This window comes from Allosaccharopolyspora coralli, assembly GCF_009664835.1.
GTDB lineage: Bacteria > Actinomycetota > Actinomycetes > Mycobacteriales > Pseudonocardiaceae > Allosaccharopolyspora > Allosaccharopolyspora coralli.
Genome location: NZ_CP045929.1, coordinates 2,305,052 through 2,328,992, shown reverse-complemented (window position 1 = coordinate 2,328,992; position 23,941 = coordinate 2,305,052). Strand labels below are relative to the sequence as shown.

The window sequence follows — 23,941 nt, the reverse complement described above, 5'->3', positions numbered from 1 at the left end:
CCCGGGCACCGACACCGTCCGTCTCGACCGGCGCGTCCCCGTGCTCCGCCGAGCCGACCTACCAGCCGACACCACCGTGCCCTGGTGGGGAAACCGCACCATCCGCTACGAACTCGCCTGAGCCGTTTGCCCCGAATCAGCTGCGTGGAAATCCGCGTCAGGTGCCGGCTGTGCGGTCGAGTGCAGCTTGGTAGGCGTTCTGCATTTGCGCGAGCACGGTGGGGCCGTCCGGTACTGGTGCGTGGCGCGCGTGTGGCCCGAGGTGGTTCTCGCGGAGTTCGTCCATCAAGGTCTGCACCAGCGGATCACCGCCGGTGGCAAGGACTTCCCCGCGGGCTGTGTACGCCTCGGTGACGGGGAGGTAGCGGGTGCCCCAGTAGCCGAGTTGGACCAGAACGGGCACCAGGTCTATCGCTTGCTCGGTGAGGCTGTAGGTGATCTTTTGCTTGTGCGAGGGGTCGCTGGCCTTGGTGAGCATGCCGTGCTCGACGAGTGAGTCGAGCCGGTCGGCGAGGATGTTCGACGAGATCCGCTCGGGTCCGTCGAGCAGTTCGCGGAAGTGCCGGGCGCCGGTAAAGATGATGTCGCGCAGGACCAGCAGGGTCCAGCGGTCGCCGAGGATCTCCAGCGACAGGTTGATCGGGCACTGCGACCGCGAGTCCTTCCGCATCCGCCCTCACCTCCAAACCGGTTGCATACTAAGACCAGTATGCCTTAGCTTCTGTCTACTTGCAAAAGTGCATCGGTTTGGAGTGGCGATGAGTACGAACAACCTGCCCGAGGTGGTCTCCCGCGAGGAGTGGTTGGCGGCCCGCAAGCAGCTGCTGGCCGAGGAGAAGGAACTGACCCGCGCGCGGGACCGGGTCAACGCCGCCCGACGCCGGTTACCGATGGTTCGGGTGGACAAGGAGTACCGGTTCGAGGGTCCCGACGGGGAGGTCGGTCTCCTCGACCTGTTCGAGGGCAGGCCCCAGCTGGTGATGCATCACTTCATGTGGACCTACGACGTCGACGCCGGCGGGGTCGAGCATCCTCGCGACACCGGCTGCTCAAGCTGTTCTTCCGGCGCCGACGGGATCGGCAAGCTGCGACAGTTGCACGTGCGCGGCACCACGCTCGTCGCCGTGACGCGGGCGCCGTACGACAAGCTCGCGACCTACCAGCAGCGGATGGGCTGGACATTTCCCTGGTATTCCTCGACTGGTAGCGACTTCAACTACGACTTCCATGCCACAGTGGACGACCGGGTCGCACCGGTGCAGGCGTTTTACCGCAATGAGGGCGAGTTGGCCGACGCGGGAATGCCGTGGAGCGAGGAGATGCGTGGCGACTATCCGGGCATCAGTGCGTTCCTTCAGGTCGAGGACGAGGTGTATCACACCTACTCCACGTTCGGCCGCGGCATCGAGCAGTTCCACAACGGAAACCCCTACCTCGACCTGACCGCGCTCGGCCGCCAAGAGGCATGGGAGGAGCCCACGGGACGCGCGGCCCCGCTCGGACTGCAGGTCGGCGGCCCGGCGATGCGCCTGCCCGACGAGTACGACACCTGTCACTGCCAACACAAGTCGGCGGCAGGCGGTCCTCGACGCAGTCCATGAACTGCGAGAGCGTTTCGCCGAACGACACCACCGCGACGACGGCGGAACGCGGCAGCCCAGCGTGCACGTGGCGTTTCCTCTGCACGCAGGAAACGTTCAGGTCTTTCGGGAGACGAGCGCGGAATCCGACGGCTCCCTGCGGTTGAGTTCTCCAGGCGGTGACTTCGGTGACGACGGCGCTTACGTGACCGTGACCGGCCGCGAACGCGCCCCGCGAGTCCTTTCACCTTGACCTCGACAGCGAGCACGTGCCCAGAACCGACCGCGTCGTGCGGCTCTGGTCCGCTCCCGTCGTCCGGCTGCATTACGAACTCACGCCCGTCTGATCACGAGCGCGGCGGCGCCGCGCAGTGCAGGTCATGCCCCGGGCACAACCCTTCAGGCGTCCGAGGCTTCCTCGGCGCCGGTGAAGAAGGCGACCGTTCGGCCGGCACGCGCACGCGCGTCGTCCGTGTCGAATCCGGCCGCGATAGTGACGGGCACCCACGCGTCTCCGGCAGCAGTGAGGAAAGCGACTCCTTCGGCGGAAGCGGCCCACTCGTCAGCCTCCCCGTGAGGGCTCCCGCCGTCGTCGAGATGCCAGGCCAACCCGATCAATCCCAAGTCCCACCCGAGGCCCGTCGCGGCCGGCCCGTAGCGCGGCCAGATGTCGTCGTCGGTGTGGAAAAGGTGCGTGAGCTCCAGGCGCGCGTGCTCCCCTTCGGGCCGCAGGCGAAGCTCGATCCAGCTGGTCTCGCCGCCGTACTCCCACGTCGCGTCGAGGGCGTGCGGAGGCCGGCACGCCGTGATCGTCCCGCCTGCCTGGCCCTCGATCTGGTAGTTCCCACCGACATGGAGGTTGCCGTGGACCGGGAGGAACCACCGTTGCAACCGCTCCCGCTCGGTGCACGCCGCCCACAGGTCGTCGACGTCGGTCGGGTACGTGCGCGCCAGCGTGACTGTGTGCACGACATCGCTGTGGAGCGTCCGCGTGCCGAGAGCGCGGTGCGTCGCGCCGATCTCACGGGGGATGTCCATCATGATTCCTCCTGTTCGTGGCGCCGGTCACGTTTCCCGCGTGCGATCTCGGTGGCCAGTGCGTCGAAATGGGGCTCCCAGAACGCGCGGAAGCGCGCGAACCATTCGTCGGCCTCGCGCAGGGGCGCGGTCCGCACCGCATACACACGCCGGGTGCCCTCGGACCGAGCGGCAACGAAGCCTTGCTCGCGCAACACTTTGAGGTGCTGGGAAACCCCGGGCTGGGAGATGCCGAACTCAGCGCTCACCGTCACCCCGAGAGCCCCGGCCGGCTGCTCCCCGTCAGCGAGCAGCTCGAGAAGCCGCCGCCGGACGGGATCGCCAAGAACGTCGAGCGCATGCACACCGGCTATATTTCATGCTCGGCTTATATAAGTCAATACTGATTTTCTCGCCAAGGCTCGACACAGGGACCCGGACCGCGTGCCCGACCGTGTCGTGCGGCGAGTCCCGGCGCCGGGGGAGCGGTTCACCGGGCGGAGACGGCCACCTGAGCTGCCTGACCCAAGCCGCGCGCGGTCTCGTCGAGCATCTCCGTGAACAGCTCTCGCAACGGAGTGCCGTCGGTGCGGGTCAGCCAGGCGTGCATGGCCGACCCGAAACAGCATCCGAGGGTCATTGACCAGGCATTCGGGCGGGCGTCGGTCGCCGCGTCCACGTCGAGGCGTTCGGCGACCAGCTCCGCAAGCTCCTGCACCCACTGCTGCCGCAGCAGGTGGAGCTCATAGTCGACGCTGTTGTGTCGCGCGTTCAGCAACTCGGCACGCATCCGGTGCTGCGCTCGGTCCGGTTCCATCCGGTCTGTCACGTCGAGTGTCGCCACGGTCAGCGACCGCAACGGGTGTTCGTCCGGCGGGCGTGAACCAAGGATCTCCCGCACCCGTGCCATCTCGCGGCGGAGATCACCGAACAGGACCGCTTCCTTGCTCGGAAAGTGCCGGAAGAACGTCCGAGGGGAGATGTCGGCGGCTTCGGCGATCCGCTCCACCGTGGTGGCCTCGAACCCGTGCTCGGTGAACAGACTCAGGGCCACCTCCTCGATGTCTGCTCGTGTTCGGGCGGCCCGGCGTTCGCGCCGACCTGACACTGCTGTGTTCGCGGCGCCGGCGTGCTCCGCTCCGGTTTCTCGGCGGCCAGCTTCGCCACGTTCGTTTCGCCGTGGGCGCGGGTCGACTGTGTCATCTGCCACGATGCCATCGTGGCAGTAGTGTCAATTCGGCAGGACTGCCACTATGGTCGGGCGGCGATTTGCGAGGAGGAAACGTGCCCGGAGGCCGAGCGGAGTCACCGACCGAGGGGCAAGCGCGGCAGCCGACCACTGGGGAGCGCGGTGCCCTGGCCGAAGGAATCGAGGCGGTGGTCTACCGGCGACGGTGGATGACGCTGCTGGTGCTGTGCCTGGCGCTGTTGGTCACCATGCTGGCCAACACCTCGCTCAGCGTCTCGCTACCGTTCCTCTCCCGGGACCTCGGAGCCTCCACCGCGGATCAGCAGTGGTTCTCCAACGCTTACGCTCTGGTGTTCGCCGGGCTGCTGTTCACGACTTCGGCACTGGCCGACCGCTACGGTCGAAAACGCATGCTGCAGGCCGGGCTTGTGCTGTTCGGGTCCGTCTCGCTGTACGTGTGGCTGTTCGTGAGCTCCAGTGCCGAGCTCATCGCCGCCCGCGGCCTGCTCGGCCTCGGCGGTGCGATGATCATGCCGGTGACGCTGTCCATCCTCACCACGGTCTTCCCCAGCGGGGAACGCACTCGAGCGGTGGGAATCTGGGCGGCGGTCTCCGGTGCGGGCAGCGCACTCGGCCCGGTGATCGCCGGGGTGCTCCTTCAGTACTTCTCCTGGGAATCCGTGTTCGCCATCAACGTGCCCGTCGCGGTGCTGGCAGTAGTGGCCGGAATCCGCTACGTTCCCGCGCACGTCGGTCGCCGAGACGGACACGGCGGCCTCGACATACCCGGGGCCCTGCTGTCGACCGCGGGAATCACGCTCGTGGTTTACGCGCTGATCTCGGCCCAGCACGTCGGTTGGACCGCCCCGCGCACGCTGATCATGGTCGCCGTCGGGTTGCTGGTGACGGCCGTTTTCGTCGTCTGGGAGCGGCGAGCCGCCGACCCGATGCTGGACGTGCGGCTGTTCCGCAGCAGCGGTTTCTCCGCCTCGGCGCTGGCGCTGACACTGGTGTTCTTCGCGATGATCGGCGTGTTCTTCGCGCTGAGCCAGACGATCCAGATCGTCTACGGCTACACCCCGTTGCAGGCCGCCGCGGCGATGCTGCCGATGTCGATCATGATGATGCTCGTGGCCCCGCAGGTGGCCCGCATCGTGGGGCGGTTCGGTCCACGCGCCACGATCTCGACAGGCCTGCTCCTCGCAGGCCTGGGGCTGGCGGGGCTGAGCACTCTGGACGTGGAGTCCGGCTATTGGCATCTGCTGGTCCCGCTGGTCGCCACGTCGACAGGCATGTCGCTGGCGATGGCACCGGCCACCGACCAGCTCATGGCCAATGTGCCGCGCGAGCGCGCCGGAATGGGCTCGGCCACCAACGACGTCACCCGAGAGGTGGGCGCCTCGCTGGGAGTGGCCATCCTCGGAAGCGTACTCAGCAGCAGCTACGCTGCTGAGCTGCACGATTCTCTGGTGGGGCTGCCCGCGGCGGCGCGAGAGGCTGCGACCGCGTCCCTGCCCGGGGGGATGCAAGTGGCCGCCGGGCAGGGCGAGCGCGGTGACGCTCTCGCTCGGGAAGTGGCGAATGCCTGGATGCACGGCTCCCAGATCGCCTACTTGGCCGGCGCGGCACTGATCTTGGTCGCCGCCGCTGTCACCTGGCTCTTCCTGCCCCACGGGACTCCGCAGGCCGTGAGCAGCGCGGGCTCGGACAGACGCGAGGAATAGATCACCTGCAGCAGGTTACCGCGGTAGCGGCCGGAACCATCGTCCACAACGGACACGACCGGACGCGAAGATGCCCGGACGTACCCGAGAAATCCGTCAGTGGAGGATCCATGCACCGGCATTTCGCCTTCGTCGCCCCACCCGCTCACGGGCACGTCAATCCGACTCTGCCGCTGGTCGAGGAACTGACTCGACGCGGCCATCGGGTCAGCTACGCCACCGGTGCGGCCTTGATCCCGACCGTCGAAGCCGCCGGTGCCACTGGTGTGACACTCCCGATGGAGCCGCCTCCGGGACGGTCCGCCGCCGGGCAGATCTCCGCCGAGCACTTCGCGGAGATGATGCGCAAGCAGCTCACCGACGCCCGGACGAGCCTGCCCACCCTGCTCACGCAGTTCACGGCGGACCTGCCCGACGCGGTCTGTGCCGACATGCTGGCCCTGGCGGGCCGGATGTTGGCCGAATCGCTCGACGTCCCCGATGTGGCGCTGCTGCCGAGCTTCGCCGCCAACGAACGGTTCTCGCTGCACGAGCAGCTACTGCCGACCTCCTTCGACTTCCAACACCCGGCACTGACCGAGATCCTGGGCGAGATGCGGCGTTTCACCGCCAGTTACGGGCTGAACCAGACACAGCAGATGTTTCCGCCCCCACCGGCATCGTTGAACCTGGTGTTCATTCCCGAGCGGTTCCAGATCGCCGCCGAGACCTTCGACCACCGGTTCCGGTTCCTCGGCCCCGCCTTCGGCAGCCGGCGTCGTTCCGAATCCTGGCAGCCCGCGGAAGCGGAGTCCCCTCTGCTGTACATCTCGCTGGGAACGCTGTTCAACGACCGCCCGGAGTTCTACCGGATGTGCTTCGAAGCTTTCGCCGACAGCCCGTGGCAGGTGGCGATCAGTGTCGGACAGTCGGTTGCTCCGTCCGATCTCGGCGAGATCCCGACGAATGTCGAGGTGCGGCAGTACTTTCCGCAGCTGGCGGTGCTGGAACGGGCGAGCGTGTTCCTCTCGCACGCGGGCATGAACTCCACCATGGAGTCGCTGTACCACGGCGTGCCGCTGGTCACGGTCCCGCAAATGCCTGAGCAGGAGGCCAACGCCCGCCGTGTCGAGGAACTGGGGCTGGGCCGGCGCGTTCCGGACGACGTAGACGCCGGCGTACTGCGCAAGTTCGTCGACGACGTCGGTGCTGACGAGCACATCCGCTCCAGTGTCGCGGCGATGCGCGACACCGTGCGCGCCCAGGGAGGTGCCGTCGCCGGGGCTGACGCCCTCGAGACGTCCCTGGCCTGACCGTCCACGCAGCACCCACCTCGCTTCTGGTCGCAAGCTCTCGCATCGAACCCGACCCGGTCGCAGCACTCGAGGAGTACGGAGCACGACGCAGAACGATCTACGCTAGCTACTGTCCGACCCAGCACCGGTGCAAGATCTCCCAGCAGTTCGACGAGGGCGAGTCATTGCACGCCTTGAAAGCGGGACCTGCTCTACGCGCACGAGGACACCATCCCCCGCAATCTCGAGCAGCAGACCGAGCAAGCTTGGTGTCTGACACTGGTGACCAACGCCGTCTCGACCTGGACGACTGAGTACTACGGCCTGGCGGTGGCCTCGATGCGCCGCTCCGGACGCCGCATCGGCGACGAGGTCCTGGCCAAAATTTCCCCAGCGCACATCGAAAACATCAACTTCTTCGGCGCCGTCGACGGCGAGCTCGCCCAACTCGGCCCCACCGGCTACCGACCGCTGCGCGAAGGCGACACCCTCTGCTGAGCGCCAGACCGCAAAGACCCGTCCGCAAGCGGATCGTCACGCGAGACCCTCACCGCCGGTGGGCGTCGCGCCTATCCAGTGGTGGTAGGCGTCCATGTTGACGTTGCTGCCGCACATGATGGCGACGTGACGGCCGGCGAAACGGTCGCGGTCTTCAAGGATCGCCGCGATACCCAGCGCGGCCGAGGGTTCGACGACGACGCCAGCGTGGTGGAGCAGCATTCGCATGCCGGCGAGAATCGAGGACTCTTGGACCAGGACGGCGTCGTCGGCGACCAGCAGGAGGTCGTTGAGGGCGGCCGGGATTGGCCGACGGCCCGCGACGCCGTCGGCGATGGTGTGGGCCGAGTCGGTCGTGACGACGTGCCGCTGACGGTACGAGCGCGTCATCGCTGGCGCACCCGCCGGTGGGCGCAGATCACCTCGACTTCGGGCGCCAGGGCCTTCACCACATGCCCCACTCCGGTGGCCATCGCTCCGCCGCCGAGCGCGATCAGGACGACGTCGAGCGACCGTGCACCCTCGACCAGTTCCAGGCCGATGGTCGCCGCTCCTTCGCAGGTCTCGATGTCCAGGCTGTCCTCGACGAGCCGGATGCCGTCAGCGTGTGCAGCGGCTGCGGCCCGCTCTCGAGCCGTGTCGAAGTCGGCGTCCACCAGCTCGACCCTGGCGCCGAAGTGGCGAATCCGCTCCAGCTTGCTCTCGGGCGCGAAGCGGGAGGCCCACACGGTGACGTCGAGTCCCCGGCAGCGACCGGACCATGCGAGGGCTTGGCCGAGGTTACCCGCGCTCGCACAGACCACGGCGTGCGAGCCGTTGGCGGCGAGCTTGGTCCGCGACCAGCTCAGTGCCACGACCCTTGAAGCTGCGGACCGGGTTCGCTGTTTCGAGCTTGATACTCACCATGCACCCGAGTTCGGGCTCCAGCATCTCGCAGCGGTACAGCGGGGTGTCGAGGAACACTGGGTCGATGACCTGGCGAGCTGCCGAATCCGAGCAGTGTCGAGGCGCGTCTCTGGCACGACGGCGCAGCCTAACAGGCAGCAATGCGGCAGTTGAGGCAACGCACGGCGGTCGCTGTCAGCGCCGGTACGCTCATCTGCGCGGGTGCCGAGAGGGAACGGCTCAGCCCGAATGCCTTACGTACGTAACCGGGTCCGCATGTCGTTCGCGTGGCATCTCCAGAAGCATCATTTGATGGCTATACTGATGCTTGAAAGGAGACATTCATGCGTACAACCCTTGCCCTGGACGACGACCTTCTGACGGAGGCGCAGCGTCTTACCGGCACATCAGAGAAGACCGCCCTGGTGCGCGAGGCGCTGCGTGCTCTGATCGAACGAGAAAGCGCCCGCCGGTTGGCGCGACTAGGCGGCACCGAGCCTTCGCTCGCTGACGTACCCCGCCGTCGGACTCAGCCGCAGTGATCCTGGTCGACACCTCCATCTGGATCGACCACTTTCGCTCCGGAGACGCAGAACTGTCACGGCTGCTCGATAACAACGCGATACTGGGGCACCCGTGGGTCACCGGAGAAATCGGGTTGGGCAACCTGCGTCACCGTGACGAGGTCATCGGGCTACTGCGCGGTCTCCCGCGGGCCTCGGTGGCCGACGAGGACGAGGTGCTGAAGCTGATCGATCGAGAAGCGCTGTATGGCGCAGGAATCGGCTACGTCGATGCCCAGCTTCTCGCCGCAAGCAGGCTGACCCCTGACGCGAGGTTGTGGACCAGGGACAAGCGTCTGTTGAACGTCACAGCACGCATGGAGCTGGACTTCCAGCCCTCTTCTCACCAACTCTCGGACCCGGAAACCCACTGAGCGATCGTAGGCATACGGATCCGCTTACGGACGCCGTCGCCAGCTGACCCCGTCGGCGGGCACTGGGCGGCCTCAGTGGCGCGGGGGTGTGGTGATGGTGCCGTAGTTCAGGCCTCCGTGGGTGAAGGTCGGCACGACGGGCCACTGTCGCTTCCACGCGGCACATTCAGACGACGGGATGATCTGCAGCCAGCGGCTGTCGCGTGGCGAGCGAGACGCCATGGTCTTTTCCTTGACCATCGAGTCGTACTGGTCCAGCGAGTCCTCGAGCGTGTTGGCGTTGAGCACGACTTCCTGGCCGAAGAAGCGCGCCTGCTGCTTGACGCCGGGGATGGTGGACAGTTCGGGCTGCCAGCTGTCTGCGGCCATGCCGTTCTCCGAGGACACCCACACGCCATCGGGGGTGTTGACCACCAGCGAATGGTTCCCGTCGGTGTGGCCCGGTGTCCACAGCAGACTCACGCCGACACCGAGCTCGACGTCGCCGTCGAAGACCTCCAGCCGGTCGGCGGGGACACCGTCGAGGCCGCCGTCGACGTACCAGGCCCACTGCATCGGGTGCATCGACTCCAGCGTGCCGAGCTCCTTGCGGTGCACCAGCAACCTGGAGTTGGCGAACAGCGGCTCGCGCGGAGTCCGTTCGCCGGGGATGACCGTGTCGCTGCCCATGATCATGCGCACGTCCTGCACGTGGAGGTGATCGAAGCTGAGGTAGTCGACGTCGGCGTTGGCCAGTCCCAGGTTCGGCAGTACGTGGTCCGGGTCGTTGTAGTACTTGGCGAAGACCTTGTTGGTGAGGAACTCTCCGGCCATCTTCTGCAGCTGGGCGTAGAACGGTGCCTCGGCCGAACCGGCCGCCACCGTCGGCTCCCACACCAGTGTCTTGAGCTGCCCGTCGAAACCCTCGAACTGGATCACGAACATCCGGTTGATGATGGAGATCATCGGGTTGACCGAGAGGTTGAAGTTCTGGAAGGCGTAGCGCGACGGGTAGGGAGCAGCCGCGATGTCGACGCTCTTGATCGCGTTGACGGTGCCCTGGGTGACGAACCGCTCGCGGTAGGTCTCGGCGGCCGAGCGCACCGCTTCCAGCCGCTTGCCGCGCGGCCATACGTCGTGCACGCCCGCGAACTCCGGAATCGGCCGGACGGCCTGCGCTGTCGGTTGTGCGGTGGCGGTCATTCTGGGGCTCCTCGCTGCTCGACGGTCGGACTGGGGTCGGTCAGGGAACGGTTCTCATAGGTCGCGCGGATAGCTCTGTCCGTGACACCGGTAACCTGGTTGGGCACGACCGCGCGCAGGAGGCGGAACCGCGCCGGATCGGGCAGCACTGCTGCAAGCCGGGCGACCAGCCCCACCCGATAGGGCACGGTCACCTCGAAACGCGGTCGTCGGACGACGTCGAGCACGGCCTTGGCCACGTCGGCGGCCACGAGCCTGCGCACTGGGCCGGTTGCGGTACCCACCGCGAGCTCGGTCTCCACCACTGCTGGCATGATCACCGACAGGCGGACCCCGCTGCCGTGCAACTCGGTGCGCACCGCGTTGAGGTAGCCGTACACGGCGTGCTTGGTGGCCGCGTAGGTAGCTTCGCCCGCCGGCGCGAGCTTGGACGCGCCGGAAGCCATCGTGATGATCTGCCCGTGGCCGCGCTCGCGCATGGCCGGTGCCATCAGCTTCACGCCCCGGATCACCCCGTGCAGGTTGACGTCGACCTGGCGCTGAGCAGCCGTATCCGACTCGGCCTCGAACGGGCCGACCCACATCACCCCAGCGTTGTTGACCAGCACGTCGATCGGTCCCCACCGGTGCTCGACCGCGGCAAGGAAGGCCGAGAACGCGGTCGTGTCGGTGACGTCGAGTTCGAACGCTGCGACGTCGTCATGCCGCTCGCCAGTCAGCTCTTCGGCGGTGGTGAGGGCTGCATCGAGGTCGCGGTCACCGATGGCGACACGCGCGCCCGCTGCCGCGAGCTGCCTCGCAATCTCGCGGCCGATCCCGTGTGCGCCGCCGGTCACGGCCACGACCTGTCCCGCTGGTGGTTTCGGCACCGGACTCCTCGTCGACTCAACACTCCAAGTGACACGAAGTCGTGTCAGATGGGACGATAGAGCACCTCGCGGGGCAACGAAAGGGCAACCTGTGACGCAAGCGAACGCCAACGAGGGGCGGCGGTACGCCGGCCTCGCCCCGGACGAGCGGGTACGCCAGCGTCGCGCTGTCATACTCGAAGCGGCGACGGACCTGTTCGCGGGTTCCGGCTACCGCAACACCTCCGTCAAACAGATCTGCGACAAGGCGGGGCTGACCCAGCGGTACTTCTACGAATCCTTCCCGGACAGAGAAGCCGCCCTGCTGGCCACCTACGACGAGCTCGCGGCACAGATGCGGGCCGAAACGCTCGCGGCGATCGAGGCAGCACCAGATCCCGACGATCTTGACGTCGTCATCGAACGGGGACTGTCGGCGTTCGTCGGCTTCCTCACCACCGACACCCGACGCGCCCAAATCGTGCTCATCGAGGTCGTCGGAGTCTCACCGCAACTGGAAACCCGCAGACACACCGTGCTCCACGACTTCGCCGACCTCGTGACAGGCGTGTGGTTGGGCCACAGCGAACCCACATCGCAGCAGCGGCTCACCGCGGTCGCACTCGTCGGCGGCGTCAACCATGTGCTGGTCGACTGGCTGCTCGACGGAACGACCCGGCAGCCGGCTGAGCTCGTGCAGGCGTGCGTCACCCTGTTCACCGGAGCCAGACACCGCCTCACCCCGCCAACCGAGTAGACCTCGACCTGTCGAACAGGCGAGCCGAGCACGATCTCACGGAGAACCCCAACCGCACGGCGTGGCCGTCCCGAAGGCCGAGGGCAAGCTGCGCGGCAACAGCCCAGCCCAGCCCCGAGCAGCAGACCGACGTGCGGCGCATACACGCCAGCGGCGACTACACGATCACTGACTTCACCGAGCTGTTCTCTGCATCCCGCCCAACCCCCTTACCGCACGCACCGTCCAGCGCGGCCAGTCGCCACGGGGGAGTGACACTCTGCCCGGTCATCAGCCCAGCTTCCCCGCATCCGCCGATTTCGAGGAGTACTCCGGCGGCCCGTGTTGAGTGATCCACATCGGTTCGGCGGTCACGACATAGTTCCGCGGCCGTCGATGTTCCGAAACCAGAATTTCGTATCGTCACGTTTTAACGTTTGACACCAAACCTTACGGCGTAGATCCAGACAAACCGGACCATCGATTACCGCGCATAATCCCGCTTATGCGCGCTCGTAGGACGCAGCCGTGTCGCTGACCTTGATCGGTGACACAGCGCTGCGACACGCCCCGAGACCGAGCGCTGAGGCGTCGGGGTGTCGGACCCTGGTCCTACAGTCCATCCATGGACATGAAGCTTGAGCTTGTCGCCGTGCCGGTCACCGATGTCGACCGTGCGAAGGCGTTCTACGTGGACCAGTTGGGATTCGTCGCCGACCATGATCACGGGGTCTGAGTAGCAGCGGAACAGGATCCTCCGTTAGTGATCCGGCCCGGATCTTGTTGCCGTGGCTGATGGGGTTGAATGCCGGGCGGAGGGAGGTGGAGAGGTTCACAGGAAGGTCCTTTCGGGAGGTCTGATGCCCTCGGTCGCACCCGTGGGCTTCACGTGTGCGGCCAGTGGTTGGGGGCGGTGGTCAGTCGGCGTCGGTGAGGGACACGTGTCCTCCGCCGTAGGCGGCGAGCTGGTGGTGGGCGCGGGCGATCGCATCGTGTTCGGTGCCGGCGATGCGCGCCGTGTGCTGGCCTTCGGCATCGGTGATCTGCCAAGCATCATCGGACAACGTCCGCGCGACGTGGCGGCAGTGCCGCATCAAGCCGACACCACCGCGGCGTTCTGCTGCAGTGCCGGGGTCGTGGCCGTGGTGGTCGCGAACTCAGCGCGGGGGTTGTGGGCCGGGAGCGCGCTCACTCCGGCCGCATGCAGCACGCGGAGCACTCGGGGCGCCGCGTTGACGATGCGAAGAGGGATGCGGCGATGGGCCGTGTAGGCGTGTGCGGCGACCAGGAGGTCGAGCCCGGCGGCATCGATGGTGGTGGCCAGGGCCAGGTCCACGAGCGTTGCCGGTGGTCCGGTCAGCACATGCGGCCAGAGCCGCTCCGCCAGCAGGGCGACTCCCTCGCCGGCGAGGTCACCATCCACTGTGAACACTGTGGGCAGGGTCGTGATCAGGCTGTAGTTAACCCGCATCGGGCTCCAATGCACGTCGAAGGATCCTGTGGACTGGCGCAACGCAGAGAGTTGCCGCTGCAGGCCGCAGGCAGAAACAAGGGTTCCGGGAACCCGGCCCGTGGAAACGCGCTCGGCTCAACCGGAAGAGAGAGGAACTGGTGTTGCAGCAGGCTGCAGCCAGCCGCTTCGTTGCGCGCCCAGTGGCGGGCAGCGTCGTCACGGCGACGAGCGTGCTGCGGGACTAGATCGGTTCGGCCTGCCTCAACCGCACCGCAAAGTGGCGAGTACGGGAGCTATGCCGGGGTGAAACCGCCGTCCCCGGCCCGCACCACGCGGTGCGGCCCGGGAAGAAACTCAGCGGAGTCTCAGACCGCGCGCACGGTGTCGGCCTGCAGGCCCTTGGGGCCCTGGCTGACGTCGTAGGCCACCTGCTGGTCCTCCTCGAGGGTGCGGAAGCCGGAGGCGTCAATGGCCGAGTAGTGCACGAACACGTCCGGGCCGCCCTCGTTCGGGGCGATGAAGCCGAAGCCCTTTTCCGAGTTGAACCACTTCACGGTTCCGTTGGTCATGTCTGTCTCCTTCGGGAGCTGGGGAATGACGGGCAACCACACCGTGCGGAAGCCCGGGCCGAGTCTTCAGACGGCGACTCCACTCCAGCTGCAACCAAAGAAAGAAGCTCGCCCGCATCAACATCCTGCGAGCATGCGCAAAACACGAACCCAGAAATACAACGACCACCATGCACTCTACACCGTGCGGCAGAGCAAGATATGTCAAAAATGTAAGTTTTGCCGTCACCGCAGCTCAGAACCTTGGATCGGCCGGATGGGCAGGGTCAGTCGGTTGGCGGTGATGTCGCCGTCGGCGTTGCGGGGTGTGCGGGGACGGTATGTGCCCCGGGTGCGGGGCCGACCGGTGTCCCGGTCGGTGCGGGGATCGGTGAGCTGATAGCGCTGCCGCGCCCGCTTACCGGCGGCCTGCCCGCTCATGCCCAACGCGGCCCCGATCTCGGCCCAGTCCAGCCCCGCCTGCCGCGCGGCCACCAACGCATCCGCCTCGAACAGGTCCAGCCCCTCGCGGACCTGACGCACCACCGCCAACCGCTCCGCCGCCACACCCTGCTCCGGGGCGGCACCCTCGACCTCGCCCAACAGCCGACGCAACCGCTCCCGCGTGACCCGAAACGGCTCCGGCATCCCCACCCCTCTCCGCGAAAGCACCACCACAGCCCCGTGACCAGCACAAACACAGCCAGCACGACACAACGAACCCAGCGACGTCAGCCTACCGTCACGGTCACCAGGAAAAACACCATTCTTTGGTGAAACGATAGTTTCACCAAGCATGCGGTTCTGTCTCGGCTTCTTCATGATCGACAAACGCCCTGAGAGCGCCGGAGAGATCACGCATCGGCCGGGGCCGACCATCTTGGGCACCCTCGTGCACGGCGATGTGCAGCAGTGGAACCTGCACCAAACACCCGACCCGCAGGTGGGTTCAAACTCATCGATCCAGAAGGGCTGCTCGCCGAGCCCGAATACGACCTGGGCGTCCTCATGCGCGAAGACCCCGTCGCGTTGCTGCAGGGTGATCCCCACGCCCGTGCCCAGTGGCTCGCTGCACGCACCGGCTGTGATGCCACGGCCATCTGGGAATGGGGAGTGCTCGAACGCGTGGCCACCGGCCTGCTGGCCCCCAGCTCGACCTGCAACCCGCCGGCCGGCACATGCTTGCCACCGCCGAGACTCTCGCCGCCCCAGTGACGCACTGCGATCAGGACTGACGGCTCCATGACGCCGCTGCCGCTGCCCTCGTGGTTCTCCCTGTGCGATCGCGACCGGCACGCCGGTGGCGGTCACCGCTGAGTACACGCAATCGCCGCTGGGGTTGTGGCAGGCCACCGTGACCGTCGAGGTGGGCGAGTCTGGCGATGATCGGCTCGCTTGCACGGTCACCGGCGGCGATGCGCATGAGGCGGTGCGCGCGGTGCGCGATCAGCTCGACGTGCTCGCCGACGAGCTGAACGCGGACCTGGCCACCGTGCACCATCTCGACGGCGACCCCGCGGCGTTCGCTGCGCTGGCCGCACGCGAGGGATTCGCCGACTGCGTCACCGGCTGACTCCGACTGACGTCTGGAATTGGTCGTTTGCAGACACCTTGCGTCGTCTGTCAGTTTCCGAAGTCGACTGCACGAGCGACCTGGGGTTTCGCCCGTGAGTGCAGAGGAGTTCGGACAGCCGAGCTGCTCGAACTCGTGTGCACGGCCGTCGCTTTGGTCAGCGACCCTTCACTCGCGGAGCTTTGCCGTCCTCGATCCGCCAGTCGTCTCACGAAGGATCCTGCTGTGACACGGGCCTTGTGCCGGGTCAGCGTTGGGTGGCGAAGCCGATTCCGAGCGATGAAGGTGCCTCCGGTCGCGGTGTCGAGTCGACGGCGAGCGCCACGCATCGTCCACTATCTGTGCTGAGCCGAACCACGTGGCCGCAGACGAAGCCTCGCCGAACGTCCGAAAGGGGATCCGCCGCAGTGGTACGCCGGTCGACGGGGTGGGTTCAGGCGTCGGGGCTGGTGTGCGGGGTGTGGGGTTGGGCCAGGATCGCCTCGAGTGCGTCCATGTTGGTGGTGGTGGCGATGTGGCGGGCGAGTGCGGACAGGTGTTGGCCCTGGCCGCGGGCGTAGTCGCGCAGCAGCACGTAGGCGGTGTGTGGGGGGAGTTGGCCGTGTTCGGCCAGGGTGCCTTTGGCTTGTTCGAGCACGACGCGGTGGTGCAGGACGGCTTGGAGTTGTTCGGCCAGCAGGTCGCCGCGGTGGAGGGCGGGTTGTTGCAGCAGTCCGATGGTGGCCATGTCAGCTAGGGATTGGCCCAGTTGCAGGCTTGCCTCGTCCACCCCGTCGGGGGTGGTGTTGAGTAGGGTCAGGCTGCCGATGATCTTGCGGTGGGACCGCATCGGCACCGCGGCGGCGGCCTGGTAGCCGGCCTGGGTGGCGTGCTCGGCGAAGGCGGGCCAGCGTTGGCCGTGGTCGGCCAGGTTCGGGATGGCGACCGTGCTGCCGGTGCGGACGCATTCCTGGCACGGCCCGGCATAGGTTTGGGCGGTGAACAGCGCCACGAGCTCGGGTGTCTCGTGTGAGGTGGCGGTGGGGTGCCAGCCGCCGCGCTGGTCGGACAGGATCACTCCGGCCGCGGCGACGTTGAGGTGCTGGCTGGCCTTCTCGGCCAGGAGACCGAGGAAGTCCAGCAGGTCGAAGTCGTCGACGAGCGTGTCGGCCAGGGACACGAAGGTGTCGGCGAGGTGCTGCTGTTCTTCGGTGCTCATCACACGGGGGCCTTTCGCTCGTGCTCGCGCTGCTCAGGACAGCGGGTCCGGGTCGGTGTCGGCGGAAAACCGCAGTTCGCGGGCCACGATGTGGCGGGCGACGTCGGTCAGGGCGAGTTCGTGGGTGTAGGCGTGGGCGCGCATCCGCAGCAGCGCCGCCTCGGTGCTCGACCCGAGTTGGATCCGGACCATGCCCGAGGCTTGGTGGATCTCGGCGTGCGGGTCGGCCAGCCAGCTCACGTCGTCGGTGGCGTGCCCGTCCAGTTCGGTCATGATCGTGTGGGTGGCCAGATCCGCCAGGATCAACGCATCAGTGATCGCCGCCTGACCCAACGGGCCCGTGGCGTCGCGGTAGCAGTCCAGCGATCCCAGCCGGATCACCCCGACCTGCAGTGGGAAGGAGAACACCGCCGCAGCCCCCAACGTGTGGGCCTGCTCGGCGAAGGCCGGCCACCGCTGGTGCGCCTGGGCCAGGTCGTCGACGAGCACCGGTCCCCCGGTGGTGAACGTGTCCAGACACGGGCCCTCACCCACGGTCAGCTGCAGATCTTCCAATCCGGCGCTGACGTCGTTGCTCGCGTGGACCAACCCGCGGCGGGTGGCCTGCCCATCCCCGTCGCCGTCGCCGTCGCTGAGGTGGGTCAACACCGTGGCCCCGGCCCCGGAAACGCCCAGCTCGGAGACACACCGCCCGCAGAGCAGACTCATCCGCGAGGCCCCGGGCTGCTGCTCGGCGTCGGTGGCCAGCAGCGCCTCGAGCGCCTGGCGCCGCTGCTCACTCATCCTCTGCTCCACTCCTCGAGCGCTCGGTGCGGGCGGTTGTGCCCGCACCTGGGTCTGAACGGGCACAACCTCGGCCGGTCCACGCTCCCGGGAACGCAGGCGACCTACTGTGTGTGTTCCCCGGGAGCGGGGCTGTCATGCTCCGGATTGGGTCCGGGATTACTGCCGGTCAACCACTGTGCCACGGCGAGCAGTTTCAGGTTTGTCTGCTGCGAGGACTGCACCAACATCGCAAAGGCCTGCTCGGCATCAAGACCGAATCGTTCCATGAGTATGCCCTTGGCCTGCCCGATCACATCCCGGCTGGCCAGGGCTTGATTCAGCTGACCCGTGTGCTGGGCCTGCCCCAACGCGGAGGATGCATGCGTCGCGAACAACCCACCCAGCACCCGGGAATCGTCGCTGAAGCCGTGCGGGCTGCTGGCATACAGGTTCAACGCGCCCAACGAGTTCTCCCGCGCGAACAGCTGGAACGAGAGCATGCTGCCCACCCCGGCCTCGACCGCGGCCGGACCGAACCACGGCCACCGCTCGGCCGCAGAGGCCATATCGTCAACGGCGACGGTGTGCTCGTCCCACAACGCCGTCACGCACGGGCCCTCCCGATAGCTCGCCTGCGCCTGGTCGATAGCCGACACGGTGTCGTGGCTGACCGCCTGCGAGATGATCTCCCCATCGGATTGCAGCAGCGAGACCCCCGCGTACTCGGCGCCAGGCACCGTGCCCACGGCCGCGGCCACGATCCACGCCACCGTCTCGGCCTCACTCGCCTCCTGCGAACCCGTCATCTGCTGGGCCGCCGCCGACAGCACTTGCACCAAATCCGGCGCGCCCGCCGGATCCTCCTGGCCGTGCACCATCACCAGACCTCACTCTCGCTACGTCTGGTTCGTCCGCACCCTGCTGAACGCACTGCACCAGCTTCCTACCCCCAATTGTGTCAAACCTCGCTGTAGTGCCCAGAGCCGCAAGCTCCCGCCGGGATGCGGTGCTTACGTACGCAAGCGGAACCCCCACTGAGACAGCACCGCCCGGCCGATACTGACGCGAGACGAAGCCACGAGCTGGCGTTCCGCTGACCAGGGTTGTCTCAGATACCTGGTACGGTGAAACTCTCACTGAGGGGTGGCTAACCGTTACACTGCCGATCATGTCCGGCACCCTGGTTGGCTACGCCCGCTGCTCCACCGACGAGCAAGACCTCACCGCCCAACGCCAGCGCCTGGCCGAACTCGGCGTGGACGCCGACCGGATCTATCTCGACCACGGACTCACCGGCACCAAGAGAACGCGGCCCGGGCTCGATCAGGCCCTGGCCGCCGTCCGAACTGGCGACACCCTCGTGGTGCCCAAGCTCGATCGGCTGGCCCGGTCGGTGCCGGACGCCCGCGCCATCGGCGACGACCTCGCCGAGCGCGGCGTCGCGCTGTCGTTGGGCGGACAGGTCTACGACCCGGCCGACCCCATGGGCAAGATGTTCTTCAACATCCTGGCCACCTTCGCCGAATTCGAAGTCGACCTCCTACGCATGCGCACCCGCGAAGGCATGGCCGTGGCGAAGGCGAAGGGAAAGCTGCGCGGCAAGCAACCCAAGCTCTCGCCGAAGCAGCAGACCGAACTGAGGCGCATGCATGACAGTGGCGACTACACGATCACCGACCTCACCGAGCTGTTCTCCGTCTCCCGGCCGACCGTCTACCGCACACTCCAGCGCGGCCAGTCGTCCCAGGCGGAGTGAAGCCATGCCCGATCAGCAGCCCAGACCTCATATCCGCCCGATTTTCGGCGAGTACTACGGCTACCCCTAGTAGCGCTGCAGCCACCGCCGCGGCGGGGAGTTGATCAGCGCGGTCTCGACCCGGTTCATCAACATCGCAACACCTCGATTGCATCGCACGGAACTGCTATCATCGGGATATGACGATGAATAGCACGGAGAGGTGCCTGGCGTCGAACCCGCCGGGCGCGAACCTGGATCCGGCGGTGGCGTTGTTCCACAGCCTGTCCGATGCCGCGCGGGTGGCGATCGTGCAGCGTCTGGCCTCCGGTGAGGCCCGCGTCGCGGACTTGGTCGCCGAACTGGGACTGGCGCAGTCGACGGTGTCAGCCCACGTGGCGTGCCTGCGTGACTGCGGGCTGGTCGTGGGCCGCCCGCAAGGGCGGCAGGTGTTCTACAGCCTGACCCGCCCGGAGTTGCTGGACCTACTGGCCTCTGCCGAGACGCTGCTGGCCGCGACCGGCAACGCGGTTTCGTTGTGCCCGAACTACGGCACCGACACCACCGGCGAGCCCCAGAACGAGGAGATCGTGCGATGAGCGATGCTTGCGGCTGCGGCAGCGACGAGCCCCGCACCGGCGAGGAAGCCGAAGAACACGAGCCGGAACGGCTCTGGCAAGTCACCGAACTGCGCGCCGCGGCCGTCGCCGGGGTGCTGCTGATCGCCGGATACGCGACGGAGTGGGCAGGCGCGGCGCCGATGCTGGCGCTGATCCTCAAGTCCTTGGCTCTGGTCGCCGGTGCCTACACGTTCGTGCCCTCCACACTGAAGCGGCTGGCCAAGGGCAAGATCGGTGTCGGCACGCTGATGACGATCGCGGCCATCGGCGCGGTCATCCTGGGTGAGGTCGGCGAGGCCGCGATGCTGGCCTTCCTGTACTCCATCAGCGAGGGCCTGGAGGAATACTCCCTCGCGCGGACCCGCCGGGGCCTGCGCGCGTTGTTGTCGCTGGTGCCCGATGAGGCCACCGTGCTGCGCGACGGCAGCGAGGTCGTGGTGGCCCCGTCCGAGCTCCGCGTCGGAGACCGGATGGTGGTCAAGCCCGGCGAACGCATCGCCACCGACGGCGTCATCCGCACCGGCCGCACCGCGCTGGACACCTCCGCGATCACCGGCGAGTCCGTGCCCGTCGAGGCCGGTCCCGGCAGCGAGGTGTTCGCTGGGTCGATCAACGGCACCGGGGTGCTCGAAATCGAGGTCACCACGACTGCCGAGGACAACTCTCTGGCGCGGATCGTGCGGATCGTGGAGGCCGAGCAGTCCCGCAAGGGCGCCAGCCAGCGCCTGGCCGACCGCATCGCCAAACCCCTGGTGCCCGGCGTCATGATCGCCGGCGCCCTCATCGCCGGCATCGGCAGCCTGCTCGGCGACCCGGCGACGTGGATCGAACGCGCCCTGGTGGTGCTCGTGGCCGCCTCGCCCTGCGCGCTGGCGATCTCCATCCCCGTGACGGTGGTCGCTGCCATCGGCGCGGCCAGCAAGATTGGCGTGCTGGTCAAGGGCGGTGCCGCGCTGGAAGGACTGGGACGTGTGCGGGGGGTGGCGCTGGACAAGACCGGCACGCTGACCCGCAACCAGCCGAGCGTGGTCGACGTCGCCACCACCGACGGGATTTCGCGGGAGCGGGTGCTGGGACTGGCCGCGGCGCTGGAAGCCCGCAGCGAACACCCCCTCGCACGAGCGATCCTCGCCGCCGTCGACGGCGACATCGCCTCGGCGACCGACGTCGAGGCCGTCACCGGCGCCGGGCTGACCGGGCAGGTCGACGGACGCACCGCGCGGCTCGGGCGCCCGGGCTGGCTGGACTCCAGCCCGTTGGCTGGCGACGTCGAGCGGATGCAGCACAGCGGGGCCACCGCGGTGCTCGTCGAGGACGACGGACAGGTGATCGGCGCCATCGCCGTGCGCGACGAACTCCGCCCCGAAGCGCGCGAGGTGATCACCCGGCTGCACTCGGGTGGCTATCACGTCGCCATGCTCACCGGCGACAACCAGGCCACCGCCGCCGCACTGGCCGCCGAGGCGGGCATCGACTCGGTGCATGCCGAACTGCGGCCGGAGGACAAGGCCCGCATCGTCGGCGAGCTGGGCCACCAGCGATCGATGGCGATGGTCGGTGACGGTGTCAACGACGCCCCGGCCCTGGCCACCGCCGACCTGGGCATCGCCATGGGCGCGATGGGCACCGACGTGGCCATCGAAACCGCTGATGTCGCGCTCATGGGCGAGGACCTGCGGCACCTGCCGCACACCCTCGACCACGCCCGACGCGCCCGGCGGATCATGCTGCAAAACGTCGGACTGTCCCTGGCGATCATCACGGTGCTGATGCCCCTGGCCCTGTTCGGCATCCTCGGGCTGGCGGCGGTGGTGCTGGTGCACGAGGTGGCCGAGGTCGTGGTCATCGCCAACGGCGTCCGGGCCGGCCGCGCCAAGCCGCTGCCCGGCGGGAAGCCCGCGGCAGTGCGGCCTACTACGACAGTGGGAGCCTCGGCGTGACCCGCACCGAAACCCCGGTGGTGAGGGTGGCCCGGCGCCGGGCCACCCTGGCCACCGGGGCCGTGCTGCTGGCTGGCGGGGACCTGGGGATCAAAACGTGGGCCGCCCAAGCGTTGACCGACGGCCACTCGATCGATATCGGACTGCTGCAGCTGCGGCTGGCCTACAACCCCGGCGTGGCCTTCAGCCTCGGCGCGACCCTGCCCGCCTGGATCGTGTTCACCGCCACTGCACTGATCACCGCAGCCCTCGCGGTCTACGCCTGGCGGGCGGCCCGCACCGGGAGCCTGATCATGCGGCTCGGTCTGGCCGCGGTGCCGGCCGGAGCCGTCGCCAACCTCATCGACCGCGGCGTCGACGGCGCGGTCACCGACTACCTGCACACCGGCTGGTTTCCCACCTTCAACCTCGCCGATGTATTCATCACCGGTGGTGGGGCGTTGCTGGTCCTTGCCTCGCTGCGCACCACGTCCCCATCGCCAGACAGGAGTGAATCCGGTGCGTCGTGATCCGCGCAGCGCTCCGCACCCCCTTCCAGAGCCTTCTCGGGCAGACAAACACACCCGGCGGTTGCGCCCATCATGTGCCGCCACCGGTCTGAGGGCGCTGGGTGCGATCGCCGGTGGCCTGACCGTCTACGCCAGTGCTCCTCCACACCACCTGTGGTGGCTGGCACCGCTGGGTGTGGCCCTGTTCGCGCTCGCGCTGCACCACCGGCGTGCCCGAGGTGGCTTCGGGTATGGCTTCCTGTTCGGCCTCGCCTACCTGCTGCCCCTGCTGAGCTGGCTCTACGACACCGTCGGCGAGGAATTCGGGGTGTGGCCGTGGTTCGGCGTGGTCACCATCGAAGCAGTGTTCTTCGGTCTCGCCGGCGCGGGCATGGCCCGTGTCAGCCGCCTGCCCGGCGCTGCGATCTGGATGGCCGCGGTCCTGGTCGCGACTGAAACCCTGCGCTCGCACGCCCCCTACGGCGGATTCCCCTGGGGACGGCTGGCCTTCACCCAACCGGAAGGCGCGTTCGGGCCGCTGGCTTCTTTCGGCGGGGCCGCGCTGGTGACCTTCGGGGTGATGCTGTCCGGGTGCGGACTGGCCGCGCTGACGCGACACCTGCGGGACGGGATCCGGGAGAGGCCGTGGCCGGCGGTATCGGCAGCCACCCTCACCGCGTTGCCGATCACCGCCGGGCTGGCGAGCATGTCCACCCTCGATACCGCACCCAGTGCGGGAACAGCCACCGTCGCCATCGTCCAGGGCGGCGCTCCCAACATCGGCATCGGCCTGATGGGCAAGAACGAGCTGCTCCGCGCCAACCACATCCAGCAGGCCACCAAGCTGGTCCAAGGGGTGCGCTCCGGGCGGCTCCCCCGACCGGACCTCGTCATCTTTCCCGAATCCTCGAACGTCTGGGGCCCCTCACGCAGCGACCCCGCGCTGGATCGGATCGCCGACCAACTCGGCGGGCCCATAGCGGTCGGCGGTATCACCCGTGAGGCCAACGGCGCCATCAGCAACCGCGTGATCCGCTGGGACCCGGCTCTGGGCGCCACCGACGAGTACGTCAAGCAGCACCTCGTCCCGTTCTCCGAGACCATCCCTCTACGCGAGCTCGCCTCGGCCGTCACCCCATTCGTCAAACAGTTCTCGCGAGACATGACCCCGGGGACGAGCCCGGGCCTCTTCGACATGGGCACGACGCGAGTGGGCTTCGCGATCTGCTACGAGGTCGCCTACGACTCGGTGCTGACCGAAGGCGTGCGCGGCGGTGCCGAACTGCTGGCCGTGCCCACGAACAACGCGTGGTTCGGGCGCAGCGAGATGACCTATCAGCAGCTGGCCATGGCTCGGCTGCGTGCTGTCGAGCACAGTCGCTCGGTCGTTGTCGCCTCCACCAGCGGGGTCAGTGCGATCATCCGTCCCGACGGCACTGTTGCCGAGCAAAGCCGGCAGTACACCGCCGACCTGCTCATCCAACAAATGCCGCTGCGCTCAACCACCACCCCGGCCACAAGGCTCGGCTCCCTACCGAAATGGATCACCACCAGTCTCGGGGCCGCCGCACTCCTCGCCACGCTGCGCCGCCCCGAACGACGTCGACACAACCCCCACCACAACCCCGACGCCGAGAACTGAGCACAGCCGGCACACAGTGATCAGCACCCGGCAGGCGCACTCGAACACAGGACCACGCCGCCAGCGGCGGTGCCTGCCAGTCGTGCGCCCTGCCTCCTCGTGAGACAAG

General features: G+C 67.7%; 30 protein-coding genes. 15 read left to right on the top strand and 15 right to left on the bottom strand.

Annotation, left to right across the window (positions count from 1 at the left end; translation table 11 throughout):
* Positions 1–157: 157 nt before the first annotated feature.
* The gene (locus tag GIY23_RS11050; RefSeq protein WP_154076570.1) at positions 158–670 is read right to left on the bottom strand and encodes a winged helix-turn-helix transcriptional regulator; all 513 of its coding nucleotides are present in this window, start codon (positions 668–670) and stop codon (positions 158–160) included.
* Between the two features lie 88 nt (positions 671–758).
* On the opposite strand from GIY23_RS11050, the gene GIY23_RS11045 reads away from it, so the two are divergent.
* Entirely contained in the window at positions 759–1,601 is an 843-nt protein-coding gene (locus GIY23_RS11045) for a DUF899 domain-containing protein (RefSeq protein WP_154076569.1), read from the top strand.
* A gap of 378 nt (positions 1,602–1,979) precedes the next feature.
* On the opposite strand, the gene GIY23_RS11040 is transcribed toward GIY23_RS11045, so the two are convergent.
* The 3 genes from GIY23_RS11040 to GIY23_RS11030 form a co-directional block, all read right to left on the bottom strand.
* The gene (locus tag GIY23_RS11040; RefSeq protein ID WP_154076568.1) at positions 1,980–2,621 is read right to left on the bottom strand and encodes an SRPBCC family protein; all 642 of its coding nucleotides are present in this window, start codon (positions 2,619–2,621) and stop codon (positions 1,980–1,982) included.
* Positions 2,618–2,962 (bottom strand): ArsR/SmtB family transcription factor, encoded by a 345-nt coding sequence (locus tag GIY23_RS11035; protein ID WP_154076567.1) that lies wholly within the window; start codon positions 2,960–2,962, stop codon positions 2,618–2,620. The genes GIY23_RS11040 and GIY23_RS11035 overlap by 4 nt, the downstream gene beginning before the upstream one ends.
* 125 nt (positions 2,963–3,087) lie before the next feature.
* Positions 3,088–3,651 carry a TetR/AcrR family transcriptional regulator gene (locus GIY23_RS11030; protein WP_228717659.1) on the bottom strand — a complete coding sequence of 188 codons (564 nt, stop codon included), beginning with the start codon at positions 3,649–3,651 and terminating at the stop codon, positions 3,088–3,090.
* 230 nt (positions 3,652–3,881) lie between these two features.
* Here GIY23_RS11030 and GIY23_RS11025 point away from each other — a divergent pair, with 230 nt between their 5' ends.
* The 3 genes from GIY23_RS11025 (at position 3,882) to GIY23_RS11015 (ending at position 7,282) form a co-directional block, all read left to right on the top strand.
* A complete protein-coding gene (locus GIY23_RS11025; RefSeq protein ID WP_228717658.1) occupies positions 3,882–5,510 on the top strand; it encodes an MFS transporter in 1,629 nt (542 codons plus the stop codon).
* A gap of 110 nt (positions 5,511–5,620) precedes the next feature.
* Positions 5,621–6,802, top strand: coding sequence for a macrolide family glycosyltransferase (locus GIY23_RS11020; protein WP_154076565.1), 1,182 nt, complete (start codon positions 5,621–5,623; stop codon positions 6,800–6,802).
* 264 nt (positions 6,803–7,066) lie between these two features.
* Positions 7,067–7,282 carry a Tn3 family transposase gene (locus GIY23_RS11015; RefSeq protein WP_267313243.1) on the top strand — a complete coding sequence of 72 codons (216 nt, stop codon included), beginning with the start codon at positions 7,067–7,069 and terminating at the stop codon, positions 7,280–7,282.
* Between the two features lie 36 nt (positions 7,283–7,318).
* Here GIY23_RS11015 and GIY23_RS23220 read toward each other — a convergent pair whose 3' ends face one another.
* On the bottom strand, positions 7,319–7,672 hold the full coding sequence (locus GIY23_RS23220; protein WP_267313242.1) for a pyridoxal-phosphate dependent enzyme: 354 nt from the start codon (positions 7,670–7,672) through the stop codon (positions 7,319–7,321).
* Positions 7,669–8,136, bottom strand: coding sequence for a pyridoxal-phosphate dependent enzyme (locus GIY23_RS23215; RefSeq protein ID WP_267313241.1), 468 nt, complete (start codon positions 8,134–8,136; stop codon positions 7,669–7,671). Before GIY23_RS23215 ends, GIY23_RS23220 begins: the two co-directional genes overlap by 4 nt.
* Positions 8,137–8,511: 375 nt before the next feature.
* Here GIY23_RS23215 and GIY23_RS11005 point away from each other — a divergent pair, with 375 nt between their 5' ends.
* Both GIY23_RS11005 and GIY23_RS11000 read left to right on the top strand, forming a co-directional pair.
* Complete coding sequence (locus GIY23_RS11005; RefSeq protein WP_154076564.1) at positions 8,512–8,709, top strand: type II toxin-antitoxin system VapB family antitoxin; 198 nt, start codon at positions 8,512–8,514, stop codon at positions 8,707–8,709.
* On the top strand, positions 8,706–9,104 hold the full coding sequence (locus GIY23_RS11000) for a type II toxin-antitoxin system VapC family toxin (protein ID WP_154076563.1): 399 nt from the start codon (positions 8,706–8,708) through the stop codon (positions 9,102–9,104). The genes GIY23_RS11005 and GIY23_RS11000 overlap by 4 nt, the downstream gene beginning before the upstream one ends.
* A 72-nt stretch (positions 9,105–9,176) precedes the next feature.
* Here the strand turns inward: GIY23_RS11000 and GIY23_RS10995 are convergent, their stop codons facing one another.
* Together GIY23_RS10995 and GIY23_RS10990 are read right to left on the bottom strand one after the other, a co-directional pair.
* Positions 9,177–10,286, bottom strand: coding sequence for an MBL fold metallo-hydrolase (locus GIY23_RS10995; protein WP_154076562.1), 1,110 nt, complete (start codon positions 10,284–10,286; stop codon positions 9,177–9,179).
* Positions 10,283–11,128 (bottom strand): SDR family oxidoreductase, encoded by an 846-nt coding sequence (locus GIY23_RS10990; RefSeq protein ID WP_222850282.1) that lies wholly within the window; start codon positions 11,126–11,128, stop codon positions 10,283–10,285. Before GIY23_RS10990 ends, GIY23_RS10995 begins: the two co-directional genes overlap by 4 nt.
* A 118-nt stretch (positions 11,129–11,246) precedes the next feature.
* On the opposite strand from GIY23_RS10990, the gene GIY23_RS10985 reads away from it, so the two are divergent.
* Positions 11,247–11,891: a TetR/AcrR family transcriptional regulator gene (locus GIY23_RS10985; protein WP_154076560.1), complete on the top strand. Its 645-nt coding sequence runs from the start codon at positions 11,247–11,249 to the stop codon at positions 11,889–11,891.
* 604 nt (positions 11,892–12,495) lie between these two features.
* On the top strand, positions 12,496–12,606 hold the full coding sequence (locus tag GIY23_RS23290) for a VOC family protein (protein ID WP_323847493.1): 111 nt from the start codon (positions 12,496–12,498) through the stop codon (positions 12,604–12,606).
* A 181-nt stretch (positions 12,607–12,787) separates the two neighbouring features.
* Here the strand turns inward: GIY23_RS23290 and GIY23_RS22640 are convergent, their stop codons facing one another.
* The 4 genes from GIY23_RS22640 to GIY23_RS10965 all read right to left on the bottom strand — a co-directional run bounded on the left by GIY23_RS22640 (position 12,788) and on the right by GIY23_RS10965 (position 14,519).
* Positions 12,788–12,964, bottom strand: a complete 177-nt coding sequence (locus GIY23_RS22640) for a hypothetical protein (protein ID WP_187352008.1) — start codon at positions 12,962–12,964, stop codon at positions 12,788–12,790.
* On the bottom strand, positions 12,964–13,341 hold the full coding sequence (locus GIY23_RS10975; RefSeq protein WP_154075333.1) for an STAS domain-containing protein: 378 nt from the start codon (positions 13,339–13,341) through the stop codon (positions 12,964–12,966). Before GIY23_RS10975 ends, GIY23_RS22640 begins: the two co-directional genes overlap by 1 nt.
* Positions 13,342–13,688: 347 nt before the next feature.
* Positions 13,689–13,892: a cold-shock protein gene (locus GIY23_RS10970; protein WP_154075332.1), complete on the bottom strand. Its 204-nt coding sequence runs from the start codon at positions 13,890–13,892 to the stop codon at positions 13,689–13,691.
* 225 nt (positions 13,893–14,117) lie between these two features.
* Complete coding sequence (locus GIY23_RS10965; RefSeq protein ID WP_154076559.1) at positions 14,118–14,519, bottom strand: hypothetical protein; 402 nt, start codon at positions 14,517–14,519, stop codon at positions 14,118–14,120.
* Between the two features lie 264 nt (positions 14,520–14,783).
* Between GIY23_RS10965 and GIY23_RS10960 the strand changes: the two genes are divergently transcribed.
* Positions 14,784–15,086 (top strand): hypothetical protein, encoded by a 303-nt coding sequence (locus GIY23_RS10960; RefSeq protein WP_154076558.1) that lies wholly within the window; start codon positions 14,784–14,786, stop codon positions 15,084–15,086.
* 85 nt (positions 15,087–15,171) lie between these two features.
* Positions 15,172–15,444 (top strand): hypothetical protein, encoded by a 273-nt coding sequence (locus tag GIY23_RS10955; protein ID WP_154076557.1) that lies wholly within the window; start codon positions 15,172–15,174, stop codon positions 15,442–15,444.
* 433 nt (positions 15,445–15,877) lie between these two features.
* On the opposite strand, the gene GIY23_RS10950 is transcribed toward GIY23_RS10955, so the two are convergent.
* From GIY23_RS10950 to GIY23_RS10940, 3 genes are all read right to left on the bottom strand, one after another.
* Positions 15,878–16,642: a GAF and ANTAR domain-containing protein gene (locus GIY23_RS10950; protein WP_154075338.1), complete on the bottom strand. Its 765-nt coding sequence runs from the start codon at positions 16,640–16,642 to the stop codon at positions 15,878–15,880.
* Positions 16,643–16,675: 33 nt separating this feature from the next.
* Positions 16,676–17,425 carry a GAF and ANTAR domain-containing protein gene (locus GIY23_RS10945; RefSeq protein WP_154075339.1) on the bottom strand — a complete coding sequence of 250 codons (750 nt, stop codon included), beginning with the start codon at positions 17,423–17,425 and terminating at the stop codon, positions 16,676–16,678.
* 104 nt (positions 17,426–17,529) lie between these two features.
* Positions 17,530–18,285 (bottom strand): GAF and ANTAR domain-containing protein, encoded by a 756-nt coding sequence (locus GIY23_RS10940; RefSeq protein ID WP_154075340.1) that lies wholly within the window; start codon positions 18,283–18,285, stop codon positions 17,530–17,532.
* A 290-nt stretch (positions 18,286–18,575) separates the two neighbouring features.
* Here GIY23_RS10940 and GIY23_RS10935 point away from each other — a divergent pair, with 290 nt between their 5' ends.
* From GIY23_RS10935 to lnt, 5 genes are all read left to right on the top strand, one after another.
* Positions 18,576–19,163, top strand: coding sequence for a recombinase family protein (locus GIY23_RS10935; protein WP_075850063.1), 588 nt, complete (start codon positions 18,576–18,578; stop codon positions 19,161–19,163).
* Between the two features lie 179 nt (positions 19,164–19,342).
* Complete coding sequence (locus tag GIY23_RS10930; RefSeq protein WP_075850064.1) at positions 19,343–19,741, top strand: ArsR/SmtB family transcription factor; 399 nt, start codon at positions 19,343–19,345, stop codon at positions 19,739–19,741.
* The gene (locus tag GIY23_RS10925; RefSeq protein WP_154075341.1) at positions 19,738–21,702 is read left to right on the top strand and encodes a heavy metal translocating P-type ATPase; all 1,965 of its coding nucleotides are present in this window, start codon (positions 19,738–19,740) and stop codon (positions 21,700–21,702) included. Before GIY23_RS10930 ends, GIY23_RS10925 begins: the two co-directional genes overlap by 4 nt.
* The gene (gene lspA, locus GIY23_RS10920) at positions 21,699–22,211 is read left to right on the top strand and encodes a signal peptidase II (RefSeq protein WP_228717522.1); all 513 of its coding nucleotides are present in this window, start codon (positions 21,699–21,701) and stop codon (positions 22,209–22,211) included. The genes GIY23_RS10925 and lspA overlap by 4 nt, the downstream gene beginning before the upstream one ends.
* 61 nt (positions 22,212–22,272) lie before the next feature.
* On the top strand, positions 22,273–23,832 hold the full coding sequence (lnt, locus tag GIY23_RS10915) for an apolipoprotein N-acyltransferase (RefSeq protein WP_075850065.1): 1,560 nt from the start codon (positions 22,273–22,275) through the stop codon (positions 23,830–23,832).
* Positions 23,833–23,941: the final 109 nt, after the last annotated feature.